The organism is Streptomyces sp. RLA131, from assembly GCF_056270125.1.
In genome coordinates this window covers 6,985,273-7,005,060 of sequence record NZ_JBWDOQ010000002.1, presented here as the reverse complement: position 1 = coordinate 7,005,060, position 19,788 = coordinate 6,985,273, and the positions used below count along the sequence as shown (strand labels likewise).

Here is a 19,788-nt window from a genome sequence, read left to right as displayed (position 1 = left end):
GGGAAACCCGGCTGTATGTAATTAAGCGAACTGCGGGCACCCGCAGATCAGGAGGTACGGAAATGGTTCCGCTGCTATTGGTACTGCTCCTTGTTCTGATTCTTTTCGGGGCTGGGTTCGCGGTGAAGATTCTCTGGTGGATCGCGCTGGCCGTGCTGGTTCTGTGGCTGCTCGGCTTTGTCACGCGAGGCACGTCCTCGGGTGGCGGCAGGTCACGTTGGTACCGGTGGTAGCCGGCGGACAAGCGCACTCCTGAAGGGCGGCGGATCATCCGCCGCCCTTCGCGTGCGCCGGGCGGGAACCGGACCGTCCGGTGGACGCCGGCCGGGCGGTCGGGCGCTTGCCACCACGCCGGTGCGCCGGAGCGGTTCGTAGCCCTGCGCCAGCAGTTCCGCCATGAGGCTCATCTGCCGGGCGCGGCGCCCGGAGGCGTCCGTGACCGGCGTGCTGTACGTCCCGCCCGCCGCGAGGTCGAGGCCGGGTGCGGGCGCGGGCGCGGGCGCGGGTGCGGGGACCACGGCGGACAGGGTGTCGCGCGGGCCCCGGGTGAGGGTGAGCGGTACGCCGCCGGCGGTCACCGTGAGATCGCCGGGGGACAGTCCGCGCGGGGCGCCGAAGACCACCCGGGTGCCGATGGACGCGTAGTGCGGGCCACCCGCCGCGTCCCGGAAGACGACGGCGGCGATGACGGACTTGGCGATGCGGGTCATGCGCGGTCGGACTCCCGTCAGGGGCGGCCGGACACCCCGACCGTTTCCGTTTCCGCTCAGCCGCGACGCGCCTGATCTGTTTTCCCATCCGGACGGAGCGGGCCCGTACGGTCCCAGCCCGGGGCGCGGATCTCGGCGGCGAGGCTGCCGGGCGTCACCTCTTCGCCGCAGGTGCGGCAGACCCAGGAACCGTTTAGTTCGTGGCCGGTCCCGGGCCCGTGGCGGAGCACCGTGGGGGGCTCGGACATGAGCCACTTGTCGCCCCAGGCGAGGAGGGCGCGGATCACGGGTTCGAGGTCGCGGCCCGCCTCGGTGAGGTGGTACTCGTGGCGCGGGGGGCGCTCGTTGTAGGGGCGGCGCTCGACGATCCCGGCCTGCTCCAGCCCGCGCAGCCGGGCGGCCAGCCGGTCCCGGGGGGCGCCGGTGTTGCGGGCGATCGCGTCGAAGCGGTGGTTGCCGAAGAAGATCTCGCGGACGGCGAGCAGCGACCACTTCTCGCCGACGAGGTGCAGCGCGGCGGCGGCCGAGCAGGGACGTCCGGGCAGGGCCGGCACGGCGGGCACGTCGAGCACGGCGGCCGCATCGGAACCGTCGGGCACGGCGGGTGACGCGAGGGGCTCCGGCAGCGCCGGTGGAAATCCGGTCATGCGGACAAGGTTGCCATCTCAAACCGACTCGCGCTAGCTTGCCCGCATGTCAGTTGGAGAATCAAACTCGCTTATCGCGAAGTCGCCCGCCGCGCACCCACCCGGCTCACGCGCGACGGCCTGGATCGTCTCGGCCGGCGTCTTCGTCGTGAACCTCGATCTGTTCATCGTCAACGTGGCCGTGCCCTCGCTGTCCGCGTCCTTCGGCGGCTCCTCGCTGGCCTCGCTGTCCTGGGTGCTCAACGCCTACGCGATCGTCTTCGCGGCGCTGCTGGTCGTGGCCGGCCGGCTCGCCGACCGCTACGGGCACCGCCGGGGCTTCCTGCTCGGCCTGGCGGTCTTCACCGCCGCCTCGGCGCTCTGCGCGGCCGCCCCGGACGTCGGCTGGCTGGTGGCCGCCCGCGCGGTCCAGGCCGCCGGGGCCGCCGCGCTGATGCCCACCTCGCTCGCACTGCTGCTGGCGGGCACCCCGGCCGGGCGGCGGCCCCGGGCGATCCGGGGGTGGGCTGCCATCGGCGGGATCGCGGCCGGGCTGGGCCCGGTGGCCGGCGGGCTGCTGGTGGAGGCCGACTGGCGCTGGGTGTTCCTGGTCAATGTCCCGGTGGGGGTGGCCGGGCTGATCGCGGGGGCGAGGCTGCTGCCCGAGGCCCGCCCGGACCGCGACGGCCCACTGCCCGACCTCGTCGGCGCCGCCCTGCTCACCCTGTCCATCGGCGCGCTGGCCCTCGGGCTGGTCAAGGCGGCCGCCTGGGGCTGGGCCTCGCCGGGCGTCATCGGCTCACTGGCGGGCGCCGTGCTGCTGTGCGCCGCGTTCTGGCTGCGTTCGGCCCGCCACACCGCGCCGATCGTGGAGCCGGCGCTGCTGCGGGTGCCCGCCTTCGCGGTCGCCACGCTCGCGGCACTGCTGTTCACCGTGGCCTTCGCCGCGATGCTGTTGACCTCGGTGCTGTGGTGCCAGCAGGTCTGGGGCTACTCGGCGATCCGCACCGGCCTGGCCATCGCCCCCGGACCGCTGGTCGTACCCGCGCTCGCGGTCGCCTCCGGCGGCGTCGTACGACGGCTGGGCACGGGGCGTACGGCGGCGCTGGGCTGTCTGCTGTTCGGCGGGGGCATGGCGTGGTGGGCCGGCGCGCTGGGCACCGCCCCGGACTACGCGGCGGACTTCCTGCCGGGCATGCTGATCACCGGTGTCGGCGTGGGCCTCGCGCTGCCCACCCTGGTCGGTGCGGCGGCCACCGCTCTGCCGCCGCACCGCTTCGCCACCGGCTCGGCCGTCACGACCATGGCCCGGCAGACCGGGTCGGTGCTCGGCGTCGCCGTGATGGTCACCCTGCTCGGCGAGCCCCGCTCCGCCGACGCCGCCCTCACCGCGTTCCGCCACGGCTGGCTGGCCGCCGCCGTCGCGGCAGCGCTGGCCGCCGTCGCGGCGCTGGCCCTGCACCGTCCGTACGGCCGGGGGGCCGGTGACCGTACGGCGCAGGCGCTGGACACCGAGGCGGTGGCAGCCTGAAGCGGGTGGACGCCGGGCGGCGCCGGTTTCAGAGCTTGGCCATCCTGGAGTACGGGCTGGTGATACGGGCGCGGAAGGAACCGAAGTCGACGAGCACCGCGATCTCGTCCTCGACACCGATGACCCGGCCGAGGCCGTGCTCGTCGTGGGAAACCCGGTTCCCTATGTCGAAGCGCTTGAGAGGGGGCGCTGCCGGGGCTTTGAAGGGGCTGGCGGGAAGGACGCGTCTGGAAACACCGGAGTTCGTCATTGCCTTCAGTATGCGGGGTGCAGGGCGTACGTCAGAACAAGGAAGCATCACGAAGCGGCTGGAGATGCCGTGACGGCCCGCCTTCCCGCCCTACTCCTGGGAGGGTTCGGCACAGACTGGGTGATAGGGAACGAAAGAGGGAAAGGTCACCTGTATACGGCCTGAACGCGCAGAGAAGGGTGGTCGTGGCGACGGACCGCGAGGGCGATTCCACCCGGCAGCGTGCGCCAGCCGGCACGGCTGACGGCGCTGTCGTGGTGATGGACGCCCTCGGCGCCGTGATGAGCTGGAGCGGGGACACCGAGGCGCTGCTCGGGCGGCCGGCGGCGGAGGTCATCGGCTGCGACATCACGTCCCTGCTGACCCCGCAGGACGCGGCCCGGATCGGCGCGGTCGCACAGCGGTGCCGCCGGGACGGTGGCTGGACCGGGCTGCTGTGGGCCCGGCACCGGGACGGCCGTCCGGTCCGGGTGGCGGCCAGGTTGGTGCCGACCCCGGTGGGGTGGGTGGCGCTGGTCACCGACGCGGGCGGCACCGGCGGATGGCAGATGAGCCGGACCATGCTGGAGCGGCTGATCGCGCTGTCGCCGGTGGGCATCGGCGTCCTGGACACGGATCTGCGCTACGTGTGGTCGAACGCGGCGCTGGAGGAGTCCGGCGGCGTCCCCGCACGTCACCGGCTCGGACGGCGGCTCGCGGACGTCCAGCCGAATCTGGACGCCGGGGTGCTGGAGGCGCAGATGCGCCGTGTCCTGGAGACCGGCGTCCCGGTGCTGGGGTACGAACACACGGGCCGCACCATGGCGGCGCCGCACCGCGAGCACGCGTACTCGATGTCGTTCGTACGCCTGGAGGACGACCATGGGCATCCGATGGGTGTGTACTACACGGTCATCGACATCACCGAGCGCAACCGGGTGCGGCGGCGGCTGGCGCTGCTGGACCGGGCCGGCCGGTTCATCGGGCGTGTCCTGGACGTCATGCAGACCGCGCAGGACCTGGCCGATGTCGCGGTGCCCGACCTGGCCGACCTCGTCGCGGTCGATCTGCTGGCCCCGGTGATCAGGGGCGGCGAACCGCCCCCGGGCCGGATCGACCACGCCGACACCGTGGAGCTGCGGCGCGGCGGCCGGCAGACGGTGGAGGAAGGGGTGCCCGAGGCGGGCGTCGGGATCGGCGACCCGGCCGCGTACCACGCGTGGTCGCCGCCGGTCCAGGCGCTGCGCAGCGGTGCGTCCTGGTGGGAGGCGCGGCTGGATCCGCTCGCCAAGGAGTGGGCGAGCGACCTCCCGGGCGGCCGGGAGGCCCGCTTCGCCGACCTCGGGCTGCACTCGGCGATGATCGTGCCGATCCGGGCCCGGGGCATCACGCTGGGGATCACCACGTTCTTCCGGCGGCACAACGAAGAACCGTTCGACGAGGACGATCTGCGGCTCGCGGAGGAACTCGTCGGCCGGGCGGCCGTGTGCATCGACAACGCCCGCCGCTACACCCGGGAGCGCGACGCCGTACTGGTCCTGCAGCACAGCCTGCTCCCCCACGGCACCCCCGACCAGCAGGCCGTCGATGTCGCGTCCTGCTACCGCCCCGCCGACGATCTGCTCGGGGTCGGTGGCGACTGGTTCGATGTGATCCCGCTGTCCGGGGCCAGGGTGGCGCTGGTGGTGGGGGACGTGGTGGGCCACGGTATCGACGCGGCCGCCACCATGGGGCGGCTGCGCACCGCCGTGCAGACCCTGGCCGATCTCGACCTGCGCCCCGAGGAGTTGATGGCCCACCTCGACGACCTGGTCGGCCGGGTCTCGCGCGAGGAGGTCGGGGCGTCCCCGGCACGGGCCGCCACCGCCCTGGGGGCCAGCTGCCTGTACCTGGTCTACGACCCGGTCAGCCGCCGGTGCGTCATGGCCAGCGCGGGCCATCCCGCGCCGGCGCTGGTCGGCCCCGACGGGACGATCGACTTCCCCGACCTGCGGCTCGGGCCCGCGCTGGGCGTCGGGGGTCTGCCGTTCGAGTCCCTGGACGTGACACTGGCCGAGGACAGCGTGATCGCGCTCTACACCGACGGGCTGCTGGCCGCCCACACGGACGCCGAGGACTCCTGCCGGGGCCGGGAGCGGCTGCTGCGCGCCCTGGAGCGGCGGGTGTTGTCGCTGGACGGCCTGTGCCGCACGGTGGTCGACACCATGCTGGCCGACCGGCCCCGCGACGACGTGGCGCTGCTGCTGGCCAGGACCCGTGTGCTGGGCCCGGACCGGGTCGCGTCGTGGGATCTGCCCGCCGATCCGGCCGTCGTGGCGCGGGCCCGCGAGGCGGCAGCCGGGCAGCTGGCCGCCTGGGGCCTGGAGGATCTCGTCTTCACCACCGAACTGGTCGTCAGCGAACTCGTCACCAACGCGATCCGGCACGCGTCGGCCCCCATCCGGCTGCGGCTGATCAGGGAACGTTCGCTGATCTGCGAGGTCTCCGACGCCAGCAGCACCGCCCCGCACCTGCGCCACCCCCGCACCACGGACGAGGGTGGCCGGGGCCTGTTCCTGATCTCGCAGTTCACCCAGCGCTGGGGCACGCGCTACACCCCGGACGGCAAGGTGATCTGGGCCGAGCAGTCGCTCGGCCTGTCCGGCGCGGCCGTGGACCTGGTGCGGTGACCGCGTTGGTTCACCGGGTCCGGCCGGTGGACGAACGCGGGCCGCGCGACCCGGTGAGCCTCCGCGGCCGCGGCCTCAGGTGCGGCGCCAGCGGGCCGAGGCGAAGGAGAAGAGGCCGAAGAGCACGAGGCCGACGGCGACTGCGACCAGGAGCCAGGGGCCGGCCGGGGTCCGGGCGAAGGTGCGCAGGGTCGCGTCGAGGCCCTTGGCCTCGTCGGAGTCGAACTGGACGGCCGCGATGATCAGGAAGATCCCCGCCGCCGTGTAGACCACGCCGCGCGCCGTGCCGCCGGTGGTGCCGAGCACGGTGACGACCTGCCGGGTGCGGTCGTTCATCGCCGCGGTGTCCATCTTGCGCAGGAAGCGGCGGCGCAGCGCCTGGACGGCCAGCACCACGCCGGCGCCGATCAGTACGCAGCCGGCCAGGCCGACCAGCCAGCGGCCGAGCGGGAGTTCCAGTGCCGCCTTGGTCCAGTCCTGCGACTTCTTGTCGCTGCTGGACGACCCGCCGCTGCCCGCCGCGTAGGCGGCCGTTCCCCAGCACACGGAGGCGTAGAAGACCGCGCGCCCGGCGTTCAGCAGCCGTGAGCCGGTCTTGTTGCTGCCCCGCCGGCTGGTGATCGCGGTCGCGGCCCGCCACAGCGCCATGCAGCCGAAGCCGACCGCCAGAGCCCAGATCATCACGTTGCCGAACGGCTGGGAGGCGATCTGCTGCAGGGCACCCTGGCGGTCGGCCTGATGGCCGCCGTGACCGAAGGCGATGCGCAACGCCAGTACGCCGATCAGTACGTACACCACGCCCCGCGCGGTGAACCCCAGCCGTCCCGCGACGGTCAGCGCGGCGTCCCCTTCATTGTGCGGCGTCACACGGCCTCCTCGCAGACAAGGGGGCGCGCGATGCGCGCCCTTCGTCAGGCGCCTGCCCAGGAACGGCCGTTCGATGCAGTGGCGGTCAGGCCGCGTCCAGGGTCGTGACGACTCCGTAACCGGCCCTGACGATCGCGGCGCGCACCTGTCCGTCGTCGACCGCGCCGCCCCGGACGGTGACGACGTGCTCGGCCAGGTCGACGGTGACCTCGCTGACGCCCGCGAGACGGGACAGGTCCTCCATGATGCTCGCGGCGCAGTGCCCGCAGCTCATACCGGTGACGGCGTAACGCATCTCGGCCATGGCCTCGCTCCTCGTTACAGAGTGACAGCTGGGACGGCGGGTCCTGCGGCCCGGAGTACGGACCGGGCCGCCGCCGCGTTCACCGGCGGTCGGCGGCAACGGATCCGCCGCGCCCGGGAGACCGGGTGAGGGCACGTGCGCCGGACCGGGCGGCCGCTGCCCGGGCCCCGGGTACGACACGTTAAGAACGCGTCAGGATTTGCCTGCCGGTCCGCCGCCTGCCCGGCCGCCGGGGCCCGGTTGCGTACTCTGACCTGGCCATCCGTTCGATGGCCGGAATGTTCACGTACGACAGGAGCAATCGGTGGCCACGACCGCCCCAGCGGAGTCCGGACCCGGGGCCGCCCCGCGGCACCGGCTGCGCGCCTGGCTGCTGGAGGGCCTGTCCGACATGGCCGGGCACCAGCAGGGACCGCACGCCCAGCCCACGCAGGTGCACAAGGGCCAGCGCTGGTGGCGGGTGATGTGCCTGACCGGCGTGGACTACTTCTCGACGCTGGGCTACCAGCCGGGCATCGCGGCGCTGGCGGCCGGGCTGCTGTCGCCGGTCGCGACCATCGTGCTGGTGATCGTCACGCTGGCGGGGGCACTGCCGGTGTACCGGCGGGTGGCGGAGGAGAGCCCGCACGGTGAGGGGTCGATCGCGATGCTGGAGCGGCTGCTGTCGTTCTGGAAGGGCAAGCTGTTCGTCCTGGCCCTGCTGGGCTTCGCGGCCACCGACTTCCTGATCACCATCACCCTGTCGGCGGCCGACGCCTCGACCCACCTGGTGGAGAACCCGCACTTCACCAGCCTGCTGCACGGCCGGGAACTGATCATCACCCTGGTTCTGGTGGCGCTGCTCGGCGCTGTGTTCCTCAAGGGCTTCCTGGAGGCGATCGGTGTCGCCGTCGTCCTGGTCGGGATCTATCTGACGCTCAACGTCGTGGTGGTCGCGGTCGGCTTCTGGCACGTCCTGACGGCCGCGCACGTGGTCACCGACTGGTCGTCGGCGCTGACCCAGGAGCACGGGAACGTGTTCGCGATGATCGGCGTGTCCCTGCTGATCTTCCCGAAGCTGGCGCTGGGCATGTCCGGGTTCGAGACCGGCGTGGCCGTGATGCCGCATGTCGAGGGCGACGCCAGCGACACCGAGGAGCACCCCACCGGGCGGATCCGGGGCACGAAAAAGCTGCTGACCACCGCCGCCGTGATCATGAGCTGCTTCCTCATCGCCACCAGCTTCATCACCACCCTGCTCATCCCGGAGAAGGACTTCCAGTCCGGCGGGCCGGCCAACGGCCGCGCCCTGGCCTATCTGGCGCACGAGTACCTGGGCTCGGCCTTCGGCACCGTCTACGACTTCTCCACCATCGCCATCCTGTGGTTCGCCGGCGCCTCGGCGATGGCCGGGCTGCTCAATCTGATGCCCCGCTATCTGCCCCGCTACGGCATGGCCCCGCACTGGGCGCGCGCGGTACGGCCGATGGTGCTGGTCTTCACCCTGATCGCCTTCCTGGTCACCTGGATCTTCGACGCCGACGTGGACGCGCAGGGCGGCGCCTATGCCACCGGTGTGCTGGTGCTGATGAGTTCGGCGGCGATCGCCGTCACCATCGCCTGCCACAAGGCCGGGCAGCGCAAGGCGACGATCGCCTTCGCCGTCATCTCGGCGGTCTTCCTCTACACGACCGTCGTCAACGTCATCGAACGACCCGACGGCGTCAAGATCGGTGCCTGCTTCATCGCGGGCATCATGCTGGTCTCCCTGCTGTCCCGGCTCGTCCGCGCCTTCGAGCTGCGCATCACCGGGGTGACCCTGGACGCCATGGCCGAGCGCTTCGTCCGCGACATCGCGCACCGCAAGATCCGGTTCATCGCCAACGAGCCCGACCGCCGCGACGCGGCCGAGTACCGCGAGAAGGTCCAGCAGATCCGCGAGGACAACGACCTTCCGCCGGAGGAGGACTTCGTCTTCGTCGAGGTCACCGTCCTGGACCCGTCGGAGTTCGAGTCCGGGCTGACCGTACGCGGCGAGGTGCTGTGCGACCGCTACCGCGTGCTGACCCTGGAGAGCTCCAGCGTTCCCAACGCGCTGGCCGCGCTGCTCCTGCACGTACGTGACATCACCGGCCGGCGCCCGCACATCTACTTCGAGTGGACCGAGGGCAATCCGTTCCGCAATTTCCTGCGCTTCTTCCTCTTCGGCCAGGGCGAGGTCGCGCCGACCACCCGTGAGGTGCTGCGCGAGGCCGAGCCGGTCCGGGACCGCCGCCCCCGGGTGCATGTGGGCTGAGATCCCCGCCGAAGGGTCCGGCGTCATACCGGGGGGCCGGGGGCGGCCGGCAGGGACAGGACCATGGTCAGGCCGCCGCCTGGGGTGTCCTCGGGGGTGAGGGTGCCGCCCATGGCCTCGGTCAGGCCGCGGGAGAGCGCCAGACCCAGGCCCAGGCCGGTGGTGTTGTCGGTGTCGCCGAGCCGCTGGAAGGGCTCGAAGACCCGCTCCCGGTCGGCGGCCCGCAGGCCGGGGCCCCGGTCGACGATCCGCAGTTCGACACGTGAGGCGTGGGCGCTGGCGCTGACCAGGACCGGGGTGCCCCGGGGGGTGTGGCGCAGCGCGTTGGTGACGAGGTTGGCGATGACCCGCTCCAGCAGCGGTGCGTCGGCGAGCAGATCGGGTACCTCGGCCAGGCCCTGGGTGGTGATGCCGGCGGGGCTGTCCGGCAGGGTGTCCAGGGCCAGCGGGGTGATGTCGGCGAGCGCGGTGGGCTCCAGGCGCAGGGTGAGGGCGCCGGCCTGGAGACGGCTCATGTCCAGCAGGTTGTCGACCAGCCGGTTGAGGCGGTCGAGCGACTCCTCGGCGGTGGCCAGGAGTTCGTCGCGGTCCTCGTCGGAGAACTCGACGTCCCGGCTGCGCAGGCTGCTGACGGCGGCCCAGGCGCCGGCCAGGGGCGTCCGCAGGTCGTGGCCGACGGCGGCGAGCAGGGCGGTGCGCATCCGGTCGGCGGCCCTGACCGGCTCGACCTCGGCGGCGGCCTCGGCGAGCCGGGCGCGTTCCAGGGCGGCCGCGACATGGCCCGCGAAGGCGGTGAGCACCCGGTGCTCGGACGCGGCCAGCCGGCGGCCGCGCAGCACGAGGAGGTCCTGCGGGCCGACGGGCACCGCCACGGCGCCGTCGATTCCGGCGTCGGTCGCGGCGTCGGAGCCGCTGTCGGGGCCGGCGTCGGGGCCGCCGTCGGGGCCGGCGGACCGGTCGTCACGGCGGACCAGCACGGCGGACTCCATGCCGAAGGCCTCCCTCGTACGTTCCACCAGGACGCCGACCGCCCGGTCACCCCGCAGGATGCCGCCGGCCAGCGAGGACAGGGTCTCGGCCTCGGCGGTGGCACCGGCGGCGCGCCGGGACAGCCGCAGGGAGCGGTCCACGATGGTCGCGACGGTCACCGCGACCGACGCGAAGACCACCAGGGCCAGCGCGTTGTTGGCCTCGGCGATGGTGAACCGGCCGATGGGCGGGATGAACCAGTAGTTGAGCAGCAGGGAGGCGGTGACCGAGGCGAGGAGCGCGGAGAGCACACCGCCGATACGGGCCACCCCGACGACGGTGAGCAGGAAGAGCAGCGCCTCGCTGGTGAGGTTGAGGTGTCCGCGGGTGTTGGCCAGCCCCAGCGTCAGCAGGACCGGGAGGACCAGGCCCGCCACCGGCCCGGCCACCCGGCGGGCGCGGGACAGTTCGCTGCCGGTGGCGGGCAGCAGCCGGCCACGCCCGGCGCGTTCGTGGGTGACCATGTGGACGTCGATGTCGCCGGAGAGCTCGATGGTGGTCTCGCCGACGCCGCGCCCGGTGACGAGGTGCGAGAGCCGGCCCCGGCGGCTGGTCCCCATCACCAGCTGGGTGGCGCTCTCGGCGCGGGCGAAGTCCAGCAGCGCGGTGGGGATGTGGTCGCCGACGACCGTGTGGTAGCTGCCGCCCAGGCTCTCGGCCAGTTGGCGCTGCCGGGTCAGGGCGGCGGGCGAGGTGTCGGCCAGCCCGTCGCTGCGGGAGATGTGCACGGCCAGCAGGTCGCCACCGGCGGACCGGTCGGCGATCCGGGCGGCGCGGCGGATCAGCGTCTCGCCCTCCGGGCCGCCGGTGAGGGCGACGACCACCCGTTCGCGGGTCTCCCACACGCCGCCTATGCCGTGCTCGGAGCGGTAGTTCTGCAGTCCCTCGTCCACCCGCCCGGCGACCCAGAGCAGGGCCAGTTCGCGCAGCGCGGTCAGATTGCCGACCCGGAAGTAGTTCGACAGGGCCGCGTCGACCTTCTCGGGGGCGTAGACGTTGCCGTGGGCCATCCGGCGGCGCAGCGCCTCGGCGGGCATGTCGACCAGTTCGATCTGGCCGGCCCGGCGCACCACCTCGTCGGGGACGGTCTCGCGCTGCGGCACGCCGGTGATCTTCTGGACGACGTCGTTGAGCGACTCCAGGTGCTGGACGTTGACGGTGGTGACGACGTCGATGCCGGCCTTGAGCAGGGCCTCGATGTCCTCCCACCGCTTGGCGTGCCGGCCGCCGGGGACGTTGGTGTGCGCCATCTCGTCGACCAGGGCCACCTGGGGGGCGCGGGCCAGGACCGCGTCGAGGTCCATCTCGGTGAAGGCGGTGCCCCGGTGGTCGCGTACGGCCCGGGGCACGGTCTCCAGCCCGGTGAGCATCGCCTCGGTGTGCGGGCGTCGGTGGCACTCGACGAAGCCGACCACCACGTCGGTGCCGCGGGCGGCCCGGCGCCGGCCCTCGTCGAGCATCCGGTAGGTCTTGCCGACCCCCGGAGCCGCCCCGAGGAAGACCTTGAGTCCTCCGGGGCGGCTCCGGGGTCGGGGTGCCGGTGGCGTCACGTCAGCCCGGACAGGGCGAGGTTGAGCTCCACCACGTTGACGTACTCCTCGCCGAGGAAGCCCAGGGCCCGGTGGTGGGTGCTGCGGGTGACGAGCGCGCGGACGGCGGTGCTGCTCAGGCCGCGTGCCGTGGCGACCCGGTCGACCTGAATGGCGGCGTACGCGGGCGAGATGCCGGGGTCGAGTCCCGAGCCGGAGGCGGTGACGGCGTCCGCCGGGACCCGGGTCACCGGCACCTTGTTGAACTCCGCGACGTGGTCCCGGCGTTGCCGGACGCTCCTGACCAGTTCGGTGCTGTTGGGGCCGAGGTTGGACGCGCCGGAGGCCAGCGGGTCGTATCCGCCCGCCGACGGCCGGGGCTGGAACCAGCGGGCGCCGGTGAAGTTCTGGCCGATCAGGCTGGAACCGACGGCCTTGCCGTCCTTCCGCACCAGGGATCCGTCGGCCTGGCCGGGGAACGCCGCCCGGGCGACGCCGGTGACGAGCAGCGGGTAGGCGATGCCGGTGATCAGGGTGAACACCAGCAGCATTCGCAGGGCTGCCAGATGGGTACGCATGGGGACTGCCCTCTCTCAGCTGAGTCCGGGGATGAACCGCACGACGAGGTCGATGAGTTTGATGCCGACGAACGGCAGGACCAGGCCGCCCAGGCCGTAGACCCAGATGTTGCGGCTGAGCAGCTTGTCGGCGCTCATGGGCCGGTAGCGGACGCCGCGCAGGGCCAACGGGATCAGCGCGATGATGATCAGCGCGTTGAAGATGATCGCGGAGGAGATCGCCGAGGTCGGGCTGTGCAGGCCCATGATGTTGAGCTTGTCCAGGCCCGGGTAGGCGGTGGCGAACATCGCGGGGATGATCGCGAAGTACTTCGCGACGTCGTTGGCGATGGAGAAGGTGGTCAACGCACCCCGGGTGATCAGCAGTTGCTTGCCGATCTCGACGATCTCGATGAGCTTGGTCGGGTCGGAGTCCAGGTCCACCATGTTCCCGGCCTCCTTGGCGGCCGAGGTGCCGGTGTTCATGGCCACGCCGACGTCGGCCTGGGCAAGCGCCGGGGCGTCGTTGGTGCCGTCACCGGTCATCGCGACGAGCTTGCCGCCCGCCTGCTCCCGTTTGATGAGCGCCATCTTGTCCTCGGGCGTGGCCTCGGCGAGGAAGTCGTCGACGCCCGCCTCCTCGGCGATGGCCCTGGCGGTCAGCGGGTTGTCGCCGGTGATCATGACCGTACGGATGCCCATCCGGCGCAGTTCCGCGAAGCGTTCGCGCATGCCGTGCTTGACGACGTCCTTGAGGTGGATGACGCCCAGCACCCGGGCGCCCTGCCCGTCGCGGTGTTCGGCGACCACCAGCGGGGTGCCGCCGGCCGCCGCGATGCCGTCCACGACGGTACCGGCCTCCTCCTGCGCCCGGCCGCCGTGTTCGGTGACCCAGGCCAGGACGGCCGAGGCGGCCCCCTTGCGGACCCGGCGCCCGGCGGTGTCCACCCCGGACATCCGGGTCTGGGCGGTGAAGGGCACGAACTCGGCGTGGCCCAGCTCGCCTTCGGTACGGGCGCGCAGCCCGTAGCTCTCCTTGGCCAGGACCACGATCGAGCGGCCCTCGGGGGTCTCGTCGGCCAGCGAGGACAGCTGGGCGGCGTCGGCGAGGTCGTCGGCGTTCACCCCGCCGACCGGGATGAACTCCGAGGCCTGCCGGTTGCCGAGGGTGATCGTGCCGGTCTTGTCGAGCAGCAGGGTGTTGACGTCACCGGCGGCCTCCACCGCGCGGCCGGACATCGCCAGGACGTTGCGCTGCACCAGCCGGTCCATGCCGGCGATGCCGATCGCGGAGAGCAGCGCGCCGATGGTCGTCGGGATCAGCGCCACCACCAGGGCGACCAGGATGACGATGGTCTGCTCGGCGCCCGCGTAGATCGCGAACGGCTGGAGGGTGACGACGGCCAGCAGGAAGACGACGGTGAGTGAGGCCAGCAGGATGTTCAGGGCGATCTCGTTGGGTGTCTTCTGCCGGGCGGCGCCCTCGACCAGGGCGATCATGCGGTCGATGAAGGTCTCCCCCGGCCTGGAGGTGATCTTCACGACGATACGGTCCGACAGCACCTTCGTACCGCCGGTCACAGCGCTGCGGTCGCCGCCGGACTCGCGGATGACCGGGGCCGACTCGCCGGTGATCGCCGACTCGTCGACGCTGGCCACGCCCTCCACGACGTCGCCGTCACCGGGGATGGTCTGGCCGGCCTCGACGACCACCAGGTCGCCCAGCCGCAGTTGGGCGCCCGGCACCTGTTCCTCGCCGGTGCCGGTGAGCCGGCGGGCGACGGTGTCGGTCCTGGTACGCCGCAGGGTGTCGGCCTGTGCCTTGCCCCGGCCCTCGGCGACGGCCTCGGAGAGGTTGGCGAAGACCGCGGTGAGCCAGAGCCAGACGGTGATCACCCAGGCGAAGACCGACGGGTCCTTGACGGCCGACAGGGTGGTCAGGACCGCCCCAATCCAGACCACGAACATCACCGGGTTCCTCACCATCACCCGGGGGTCGAGCTTGCGGCAGGCGTCCGGGAGGGAGGTGATGAGCTGCTTGGGGTCGAGCATGCCGCCCGAGACCCGGTGCTGCTGCGGTGCGGACGGACCGCTGCCCGATGTGGCGGGGGGTTCGACGGTGGTCAGGGACATCAGGACAGGCCTTCCGCGAGCGGCCCCAGCGCGAGAGCGGGGAAGTAGGTGAGGCCGACGACGACGATGATCACGGCGGTCAGCAGACCGACGAACTGCGGGCGGTGGGTGGGCAGCGTGCCCGCTGTGACCGGCACCGTCCGCTGCCCGGCCAGCGACCCCGCCAGGGCGAGGACGAACACCATCGGCAGGAAACGGCCGAGCAGCATGGCCAGCCCGAGCGCGGTGTTGTACCAGTCGGTGTTGACGGAGATGCCGGCGAACGCCGAGCCGTTGTTGTTGGCGGCGGAGGTGAAGGCGTACAGCACCTCGGAGAAGCCGTGGGCGCCGGTGTTGAGCATGCCGGCCCGCTCACCGGGCAGCGCCATCGCGAGCCCGGCGCCGACCAGCACGATCGCCGGGGTGGTCAGGATGTACAGGGAGGCGAACTTCATCTCCCGGCCGCCGAGCTTCTTGCCCAGGTACTCCGGGGTGCGTCCGACCATCAGGCCGGCCACGAACACCGCGATGATCGCCAGCACGAGGATGCCGTAGAGGCCGGAGCCGGTGCCGCCGGGGGCGATCTCGCCCAGCATCATGTTGAAGATCGTCATGCCGCCGCCGCCCGGCGAGAACGAGTCGTGGAAGGAGTTGACGGCACCGGTCGAGGTGAGCGTCGTCGACACCGCGAACAGCGCGGACGCCCAGATGCCGAACCGCTGTTCCTTGCCCTCCATCATGCCGCCGGCCAGGTGTCCGGCCTGGCTGCTGACGCTGTGCAGCTCGTTGGCGGTGACGAGGGCCACCGAGGAGGCCCAGATCAGGGCCATGACGGCCACGATCGCGTAGCCCTGCCGGTGGTCGCCGACCATCCTGCCGAAGGTGCGCGGCAGCGAGAAGGCGATCACCAGCAGCAGGTAGATCTCCAGCCAGTTGGTGAAGGCGTTGGGGTTCTCGAAGGGGTGGGCGGAGTTGGCGTTGTAGAAGCCGCCCCCGTTGGTGCCCAGTTCCTTGATGGCCTCCTGCGAGGCGACCGGCCCGCCGGTCAGGCTCTGGTGGCCGCCGGCGATGGTCGTGATCGACTCGATGCCGTGGAAGTTCTGCACCACCCCGGCCGCGACCAGGACGATCGCGAAGACGAACGCCAGCGGCAGCAGCAGCCGCAGCACCACCCGGGTCAGGTCCACCCAGAAGTTGCCGACCCGGTCGGTGTGCCTGCGGGTGAAGCCCCGGATCAGGGCGGCGACCACGGCTATGCCCACGGCGGCGGAGACGAAGTTCTGCACGGCCAGGCCCGCCATCTGCACCAGGTGGCCCATCGCCGACTCGCCCGAGTACGACTGCCAGTTGGTGTTGGTGACGAAGGACGCGGCGGTGTTGAACGCCTGGCCCGGCGCGATCGGTGCCATGCCGAGAGAGAGCAGCAGATGGTTCTGCAGGCGCAGGAACCCGTACAGGAAGAGCACGGAGACCACGGAGAAGGCCAGCACGCCGCGCAGATACACCGGCCAGCGCTGGTCCGCGTCGCCGTCGACGCCGCCGAGGCGGTAGACGACGCGCTCGGCGCGCAGGTGCTTCGGCGCGGTGAGGATGTGGGCGATGAAATCGCCCAGCGGCCGGTACGTCAGGGCCAGGGCGCCGATCAGCGCGAGGACCTGGAGCCAGCCCGCGAGGGTGTCGTTCACTAGAACTTCTCCGGGAGGATCAGCGCCACCACGAGGTAGCCGACCAGGGCCACCGCGACGACGAGTCCGACGACGTTTTCGACGCTCACAGCCGCTCCGCCCCCTTGGCCACCAGGCCGATGACGGCGAAGACCACGACGGTCAGGACGATGAAGGCCAGATCTTGCATGTGGGACACACCCCGGTGGGTCGGCGCGACGTGTGCCGGTGGAACCCGGCAGCCGGTGGAACCCGGCACACCCATCGAAACCCCGGTCACGGCCCCCGGCGGCCCCCGTTGGCGGCCCCTTGACGCGGACCCCCCGCTCCTTGACGGCCTCTTGACGCCGGCCCGCTCAGGCGCCGGCCCGCTCAGGCGCCGGCCCGCTCAGGGCTCGAAGCGGTAGCCCATGCCCGGCTCGGTGATGAAGTGCCGGGGGCGGGAGGGGTCGGCCTCCAGCTTGCGGCGCAGCTGGGCGGTGTAGACCCGCAGATAGTTGCTCTCGGTGCTGTAGGAGGGTCCCCAGACCTCCTGGAGCAGCTGCTTCTGGGTGACCAGCCGGCCGGTGTTGCGGACCAGGACCTCCAGCAGGTGCCACTCGGTGGGCGTCAGGCGTATGTCGACGCCGTCACGGTTGACCTTCTTGGCGGCGAGGTCGACGGTGAAGGAGTCGGTCTCCACCACGGAGGCGCCGTCCTCCGGCCCCGCCGGGGCGGCGCGGCGGACGGCCGCACGGAGCCGGGCGAGGAGTTCGTCCATCCCGAAGGGCTTGGTGACGTAGTCGTCGGCGCCGGCGTCGAGGGCCTCCACCTTCTCGTCGGAGGTCTGGCGGGCGGACAGCACGATGATGGGCACCCGGGTCCAGCCGCGCAGGCCCCGGATGACGTCGACGCCGTCCATGTCGGGCAGGCCGAGGTCGAGGACGATCACGTCGGGGTGGCGGGCGGCGGCCAGGCGCAGCGCGGTCGTACCGTCCTGGGCGGCGTCGACCTCGTACTTGCGGGCCCGGAGATTGATCACGAGCGCGCGGACGATCTGCGGCTCGTCGTCGACCACGAGCACCCGGTTCATGTGAGTCCCTTCTGGAGCACGGGCTGCTCCGCGCGGGCGGCGCGGAGGGTGAGGACCATGGTGAGACCGCCGCCGGGGGTGTCCTCGGCGGTCAGGGTGCCGCCCATGGCCTCGGTGAAGCCACGGGCGACGGCGAGGCCGAGTCCGACGCCGCTGCCGCGCGGCCGGTCCCCGTACCGCTGGAAGGGTTCGAAGATGGTGTCCTTCGCCTCGTCGGGCACCCCGGGGCCGCGGTCCACGACCCGCAGTTCCACTCGGTCGCGCAGGACGCTGGCGGCGACCAGGACGAGGGTGCCGGGCGGGCTGTACTTGACGGCGTTCTCCACCACGTTGGCCGCCGCGCGCTCCAGCAGCCCGGGGTCGGAGGCGACCATGGGCAGGCTCTCGGGTATGTCGAGGGTGACGCTGCCGTCCGGTACCCCGGCCAGGGCGAGCGGCACCACCTCGTCGAGGTCGGTCTCCCGGATGATCGGGGTGACGCTGCCGGTGGACAGCCGTGACATGTCGAGCAGATTGCCGACCAGGTGGTCCAGTCGGTCGGCGCCCGCCTCGATGGCCTCCAGCAGCTCCGCCTCGTCCTCGGGGGACCAGGCCACGTCGTCGGAGCGCAGCGAGCTGACGGAGGCCTTGATGGCGGCGAGCGGGGTCCGCAGGTCGTGCGAGACGGCGGCGAGCAGCGCGGTGCGGATGCGGTTGCCCTCGGCCTGCCGCTGGGCCCGTTCGGCCTGGTCGGCCAGCCGCTGCCGGTCCAGGGCGACGGCGGCCTGGGCGGCGAACGCGGACAGCACCCGCTGGTCGGAGGCGGGCAGCACCCGGCCGACGAGGGTGAGCGAGAGCCGGTCGCTGACCGCGACCTCGACGTCGGCGTCCTCCGGCCGGGTGGTGGCCGGGGGGCCGGCTGAGGCCACCCGGGTCCAGGTGGCGCCGGGGGCGGTGTCGCGTTCGAGCAGGGCGACGGACTCCATCGCGAAGGTCTCGCGCAGCCGTTCCAGGAGGTCGTCGAGGGAGTGCTCGCCGCGCAGCACGCTCCCGGCGAGGTGGGAGAGCGTCTCGGCCTCGGACCGCAGCCGGGTGGCCTGCTGGGTGCGGCGGGCGGCGAGGTCGACCACCGACGCCACCGAGGCCCCCACCGTCACGAAGACCACCAGCGCGACGATGTTCTGCGGGTCGGCGATGGACCAGGTGCGGACCGGTGGGGTGAAGTACCAGTTCAGCAGGGCCGAGCCGAGCAGCGCCGAGGCCAGCGCCGGGAACAGCCCGCCGAGCAGCGCGGTGGCCACCGTGCAGGTCAGGAAGAGCAGCATGTCGGCGGGGAGGCCGATCGCGGAGTGGATCAGCAGCAGGGTGAGGAGCACCGGCCCGGCGAGCCCGGCCAGCCAGCCGCCGACGACCCGGGTCCGGCCGAGCCGGGCGCCGCGGGCGACGGGCAGCCCGCGGCCCTTGGCGGCCTGCTCGTGGGTGACGATGTGGACGTCCAGGTCGGGGCCCGACTCGCGGGCGACGGTGGCGCCGACGCCGGGCCCCAGGACGTACTGCCAGGCCTTGCGGCGACTGGTGCCCAGCACGATCTGGGTGGCGTTGACGCCCCGGGCGAAGTCCAGCAGGGCGGTGGGCACGTCCTCGCCGATCACCTGGTGGAAGGAGCCGCCGAGGTCCTCCACGAGGGTGCGCTGGACGGCGAGGGTCCGGGCGGCCGATCCGCGCGGCGGGAGGATCGGGATCCGGTGGGCGCGGCCCCGCGACCGGCCGGGCGGCCCGCCCGCGGCCGGCCCGTCGCCGCTGTCGATGTGCACGGCGAGGATCTCGCCGCCGGAGCCCTTGGCCGCCAGCCGGGCGGCGCGGCGTATCAGGGTGCCGCCCTCGGCGCCGCCGGTGAGGCCGACCACGATGCGTTCGCGGGCCTGCCAGACCTCCCCTATGCCGTGCTCGGCCCGGTAACGGCGCAGGTACTCGTCGACCCGGTCGGCGACCCAGAGCAGGGCCAGTTCGCGCAGCGCGGTGAGGTTACCGGGGCGGAAGTAGTTCGACAGGGCGGCGTCGACCTTGTCGGCGGTGTAGATGTTGCCGTGCGCCATGCGGCGGCGCAGCGCCTCGGGCGACATGTCGACCAGCTCGATCTGGTCGGCGCGGCGCACCACCTCGTCGGGGACGGTCTCGCGCTGGGGCACGCCGGTGACGGCCGCCACGACGTCGCCCAGGGACTCCAGGTGCTGGATGTTGACGGTGGAGATCACGTCGATGCCCGCCGCGAGGAGCTGCTCGACGTCCTGCCAGCGTCTGGCGTTGCGCGAGCCCGGCACATTGGTGTGCGCCAGCTCGTCCACCAGGGTGATCTGCGGGGCGCGGGCCAGGACGGCGTCCACGTCCATCTCGGTGAAGGAGGTGCCCCGGTAGGGGAGCTCCCGCAGCGGGATCACCTCCAGGCCGTGGACGAGTTCCTCGGTGCGGGGCCGCCCGTAGTGCTCGACGAAGCCGACGGTCACGTCGGCGCCCCGCTCCAGCCGGCGGTGGGCCTCGGAGAGCATCGCGTACGTCTTGCCGACGCCTGGTGCGGCCCCGAGGTAGATACGCAGCGTGCCTCGTGCCATGGGGCAACCCTATGGCCGCCGACCGG

Annotated in this window: 16 protein-coding genes; 4 read left to right on the top strand and 12 right to left on the bottom strand. The window is 72.5% G+C overall.

Annotation, left to right across the window (positions count from 1 at the left end; all coding sequences use genetic code 11):
* Window positions 1–62 precede the first annotated feature (62 nt).
* Window positions 63–233, top strand: a complete 171-nt coding sequence (locus RWE79_RS32650) for a hydrophobic protein (protein WP_475943682.1) — start codon at window positions 63–65, stop codon at window positions 231–233.
* On the opposite strand, the gene RWE79_RS32645 is transcribed toward RWE79_RS32650, so the two are convergent.
* The gene (locus RWE79_RS32645; RefSeq protein ID WP_475943681.1) at window positions 213–710 is read right to left on the bottom strand and encodes a hypothetical protein; all 498 of its coding nucleotides are present in this window, start codon (window positions 708–710) and stop codon (window positions 213–215) included. The genes RWE79_RS32650 and RWE79_RS32645 overlap by 21 nt on opposite strands.
* A gap of 56 nt (window positions 711–766) precedes the next feature.
* Window positions 767–1,357, bottom strand: a complete 591-nt coding sequence (locus tag RWE79_RS32640; RefSeq protein ID WP_475943680.1) for a winged helix-turn-helix transcriptional regulator — start codon at window positions 1,355–1,357, stop codon at window positions 767–769.
* A gap of 46 nt (window positions 1,358–1,403) precedes the next feature.
* On the opposite strand from RWE79_RS32640, the gene RWE79_RS32635 reads away from it, so the two are divergent.
* Window positions 1,404–2,867: an MFS transporter gene (locus tag RWE79_RS32635; RefSeq protein WP_475943679.1), complete on the top strand. Its 1,464-nt coding sequence runs from the start codon at window positions 1,404–1,406 to the stop codon at window positions 2,865–2,867.
* Window positions 2,868–2,895: 28 nt separating this feature from the next.
* Here the strand turns inward: RWE79_RS32635 and RWE79_RS32630 are convergent, their stop codons facing one another.
* Window positions 2,896–3,117, bottom strand: coding sequence for a hypothetical protein (locus tag RWE79_RS32630; protein WP_475943678.1), 222 nt, complete (start codon window positions 3,115–3,117; stop codon window positions 2,896–2,898).
* Window positions 3,118–3,302: 185 nt separating this feature from the next.
* Between RWE79_RS32630 and RWE79_RS32625 the strand changes: the two genes are divergently transcribed.
* Window positions 3,303–5,765, top strand: coding sequence for a SpoIIE family protein phosphatase (locus RWE79_RS32625; protein ID WP_475943677.1), 2,463 nt, complete (start codon window positions 3,303–3,305; stop codon window positions 5,763–5,765).
* 75 nt (window positions 5,766–5,840) lie between these two features.
* Here RWE79_RS32625 and RWE79_RS32620 read toward each other — a convergent pair whose 3' ends face one another.
* Window positions 5,841–6,632 (bottom strand): DUF1206 domain-containing protein, encoded by a 792-nt coding sequence (locus RWE79_RS32620; RefSeq protein ID WP_475943676.1) that lies wholly within the window; start codon window positions 6,630–6,632, stop codon window positions 5,841–5,843.
* Window positions 6,633–6,717: 85 nt separating this feature from the next.
* The gene (locus tag RWE79_RS32615) at window positions 6,718–6,936 is read right to left on the bottom strand and encodes a heavy-metal-associated domain-containing protein (protein ID WP_475943675.1); all 219 of its coding nucleotides are present in this window, start codon (window positions 6,934–6,936) and stop codon (window positions 6,718–6,720) included.
* Window positions 6,937–7,327: 391 nt separating this feature from the next.
* Between RWE79_RS32615 and RWE79_RS32610 the strand changes: the two genes are divergently transcribed.
* Window positions 7,328–9,211, top strand: a complete 1,884-nt coding sequence (locus RWE79_RS32610) for an APC family permease (RefSeq protein ID WP_475946232.1) — start codon at window positions 7,328–7,330, stop codon at window positions 9,209–9,211.
* A gap of 23 nt (window positions 9,212–9,234) precedes the next feature.
* Here the strand turns inward: RWE79_RS32610 and RWE79_RS32605 are convergent, their stop codons facing one another.
* The 7 genes from RWE79_RS32605 to RWE79_RS32575 all read right to left on the bottom strand — a co-directional run bounded on the left by RWE79_RS32605 (window position 9,235) and on the right by RWE79_RS32575 (window position 19,762).
* Complete coding sequence (locus tag RWE79_RS32605; protein WP_475943674.1) at window positions 9,235–11,790, bottom strand: ATP-binding protein; 2,556 nt, start codon at window positions 11,788–11,790, stop codon at window positions 9,235–9,237.
* Entirely contained in the window at window positions 11,787–12,347 is a 561-nt protein-coding gene (gene kdpC / locus RWE79_RS32600; protein ID WP_475943673.1) for a potassium-transporting ATPase subunit KdpC, read from the bottom strand. Before kdpC ends, RWE79_RS32605 begins: the two co-directional genes overlap by 4 nt.
* A gap of 15 nt (window positions 12,348–12,362) precedes the next feature.
* A complete protein-coding gene (gene kdpB, locus RWE79_RS32595; RefSeq protein ID WP_475943672.1) occupies window positions 12,363–14,459 on the bottom strand; it encodes a potassium-transporting ATPase subunit KdpB in 2,097 nt (698 codons plus the stop codon).
* The gene (kdpA, locus tag RWE79_RS32590; protein WP_475943671.1) at window positions 14,459–16,123 is read right to left on the bottom strand and encodes a potassium-transporting ATPase subunit KdpA; all 1,665 of its coding nucleotides are present in this window, start codon (window positions 16,121–16,123) and stop codon (window positions 14,459–14,461) included. Before kdpA ends, kdpB begins: the two co-directional genes overlap by 1 nt.
* Window positions 16,123–16,212 (bottom strand): K(+)-transporting ATPase subunit F, encoded by a 90-nt coding sequence (kdpF, locus tag RWE79_RS32585; protein ID WP_475943670.1) that lies wholly within the window; start codon window positions 16,210–16,212, stop codon window positions 16,123–16,125. Before kdpF ends, kdpA begins: the two co-directional genes overlap by 1 nt.
* A 278-nt stretch (window positions 16,213–16,490) precedes the next feature.
* The gene (locus RWE79_RS32580; RefSeq protein WP_475943669.1) at window positions 16,491–17,174 is read right to left on the bottom strand and encodes a response regulator; all 684 of its coding nucleotides are present in this window, start codon (window positions 17,172–17,174) and stop codon (window positions 16,491–16,493) included.
* Complete coding sequence (locus tag RWE79_RS32575) at window positions 17,171–19,762, bottom strand: ATP-binding protein (protein WP_475943668.1); 2,592 nt, start codon at window positions 19,760–19,762, stop codon at window positions 17,171–17,173. Before RWE79_RS32575 ends, RWE79_RS32580 begins: the two co-directional genes overlap by 4 nt.
* Window positions 19,763–19,788: the final 26 nt, after the last annotated feature.

Bases quoted from the DNA above. Each gene is read 5' to 3' on its own strand.
- RWE79_RS32650 (WP_475943682.1), top strand. From the start codon at position 63: ATGGTTCCGCTGCTATTGGTACTGCTCCTTGTTCTGATTCTTTTCGGG.
- RWE79_RS32645 (WP_475943681.1), bottom strand. From the start codon at position 710: ATGACCCGCATCGCCAAGTCCGTCATCGCCGCCGTCGTCTTCCGGGAC.
- RWE79_RS32640 (WP_475943680.1), bottom strand. From the start codon at position 1,357: ATGACCGGATTTCCACCGGCGCTGCCGGAGCCCCTCGCGTCACCCGCC.
- RWE79_RS32635 (WP_475943679.1), top strand. From the start codon at position 1,404: ATGTCAGTTGGAGAATCAAACTCGCTTATCGCGAAGTCGCCCGCCGCG.
- RWE79_RS32630 (WP_475943678.1), bottom strand. From the start codon at position 3,117: ATGACGAACTCCGGTGTTTCCAGACGCGTCCTTCCCGCCAGCCCCTTC.
- RWE79_RS32615 (WP_475943675.1), bottom strand. From the start codon at position 6,936: ATGGCCGAGATGCGTTACGCCGTCACCGGTATGAGCTGCGGGCACTGC.
- RWE79_RS32610 (WP_475946232.1), top strand. From the start codon at position 7,328: ATGGCCGGGCACCAGCAGGGACCGCACGCCCAGCCCACGCAGGTGCAC.
- kdpC (WP_475943673.1), bottom strand. From the start codon at position 12,347: ATGCGTACCCATCTGGCAGCCCTGCGAATGCTGCTGGTGTTCACCCTG.
- kdpB (WP_475943672.1), bottom strand. From the start codon at position 14,459: ATGTCCCTGACCACCGTCGAACCCCCCGCCACATCGGGCAGCGGTCCG.
- RWE79_RS32580 (WP_475943669.1), bottom strand. From the start codon at position 17,174: ATGAACCGGGTGCTCGTGGTCGACGACGAGCCGCAGATCGTCCGCGCG.
- RWE79_RS32575 (WP_475943668.1), bottom strand. From the start codon at position 19,762: ATGGCACGAGGCACGCTGCGTATCTACCTCGGGGCCGCACCAGGCGTC.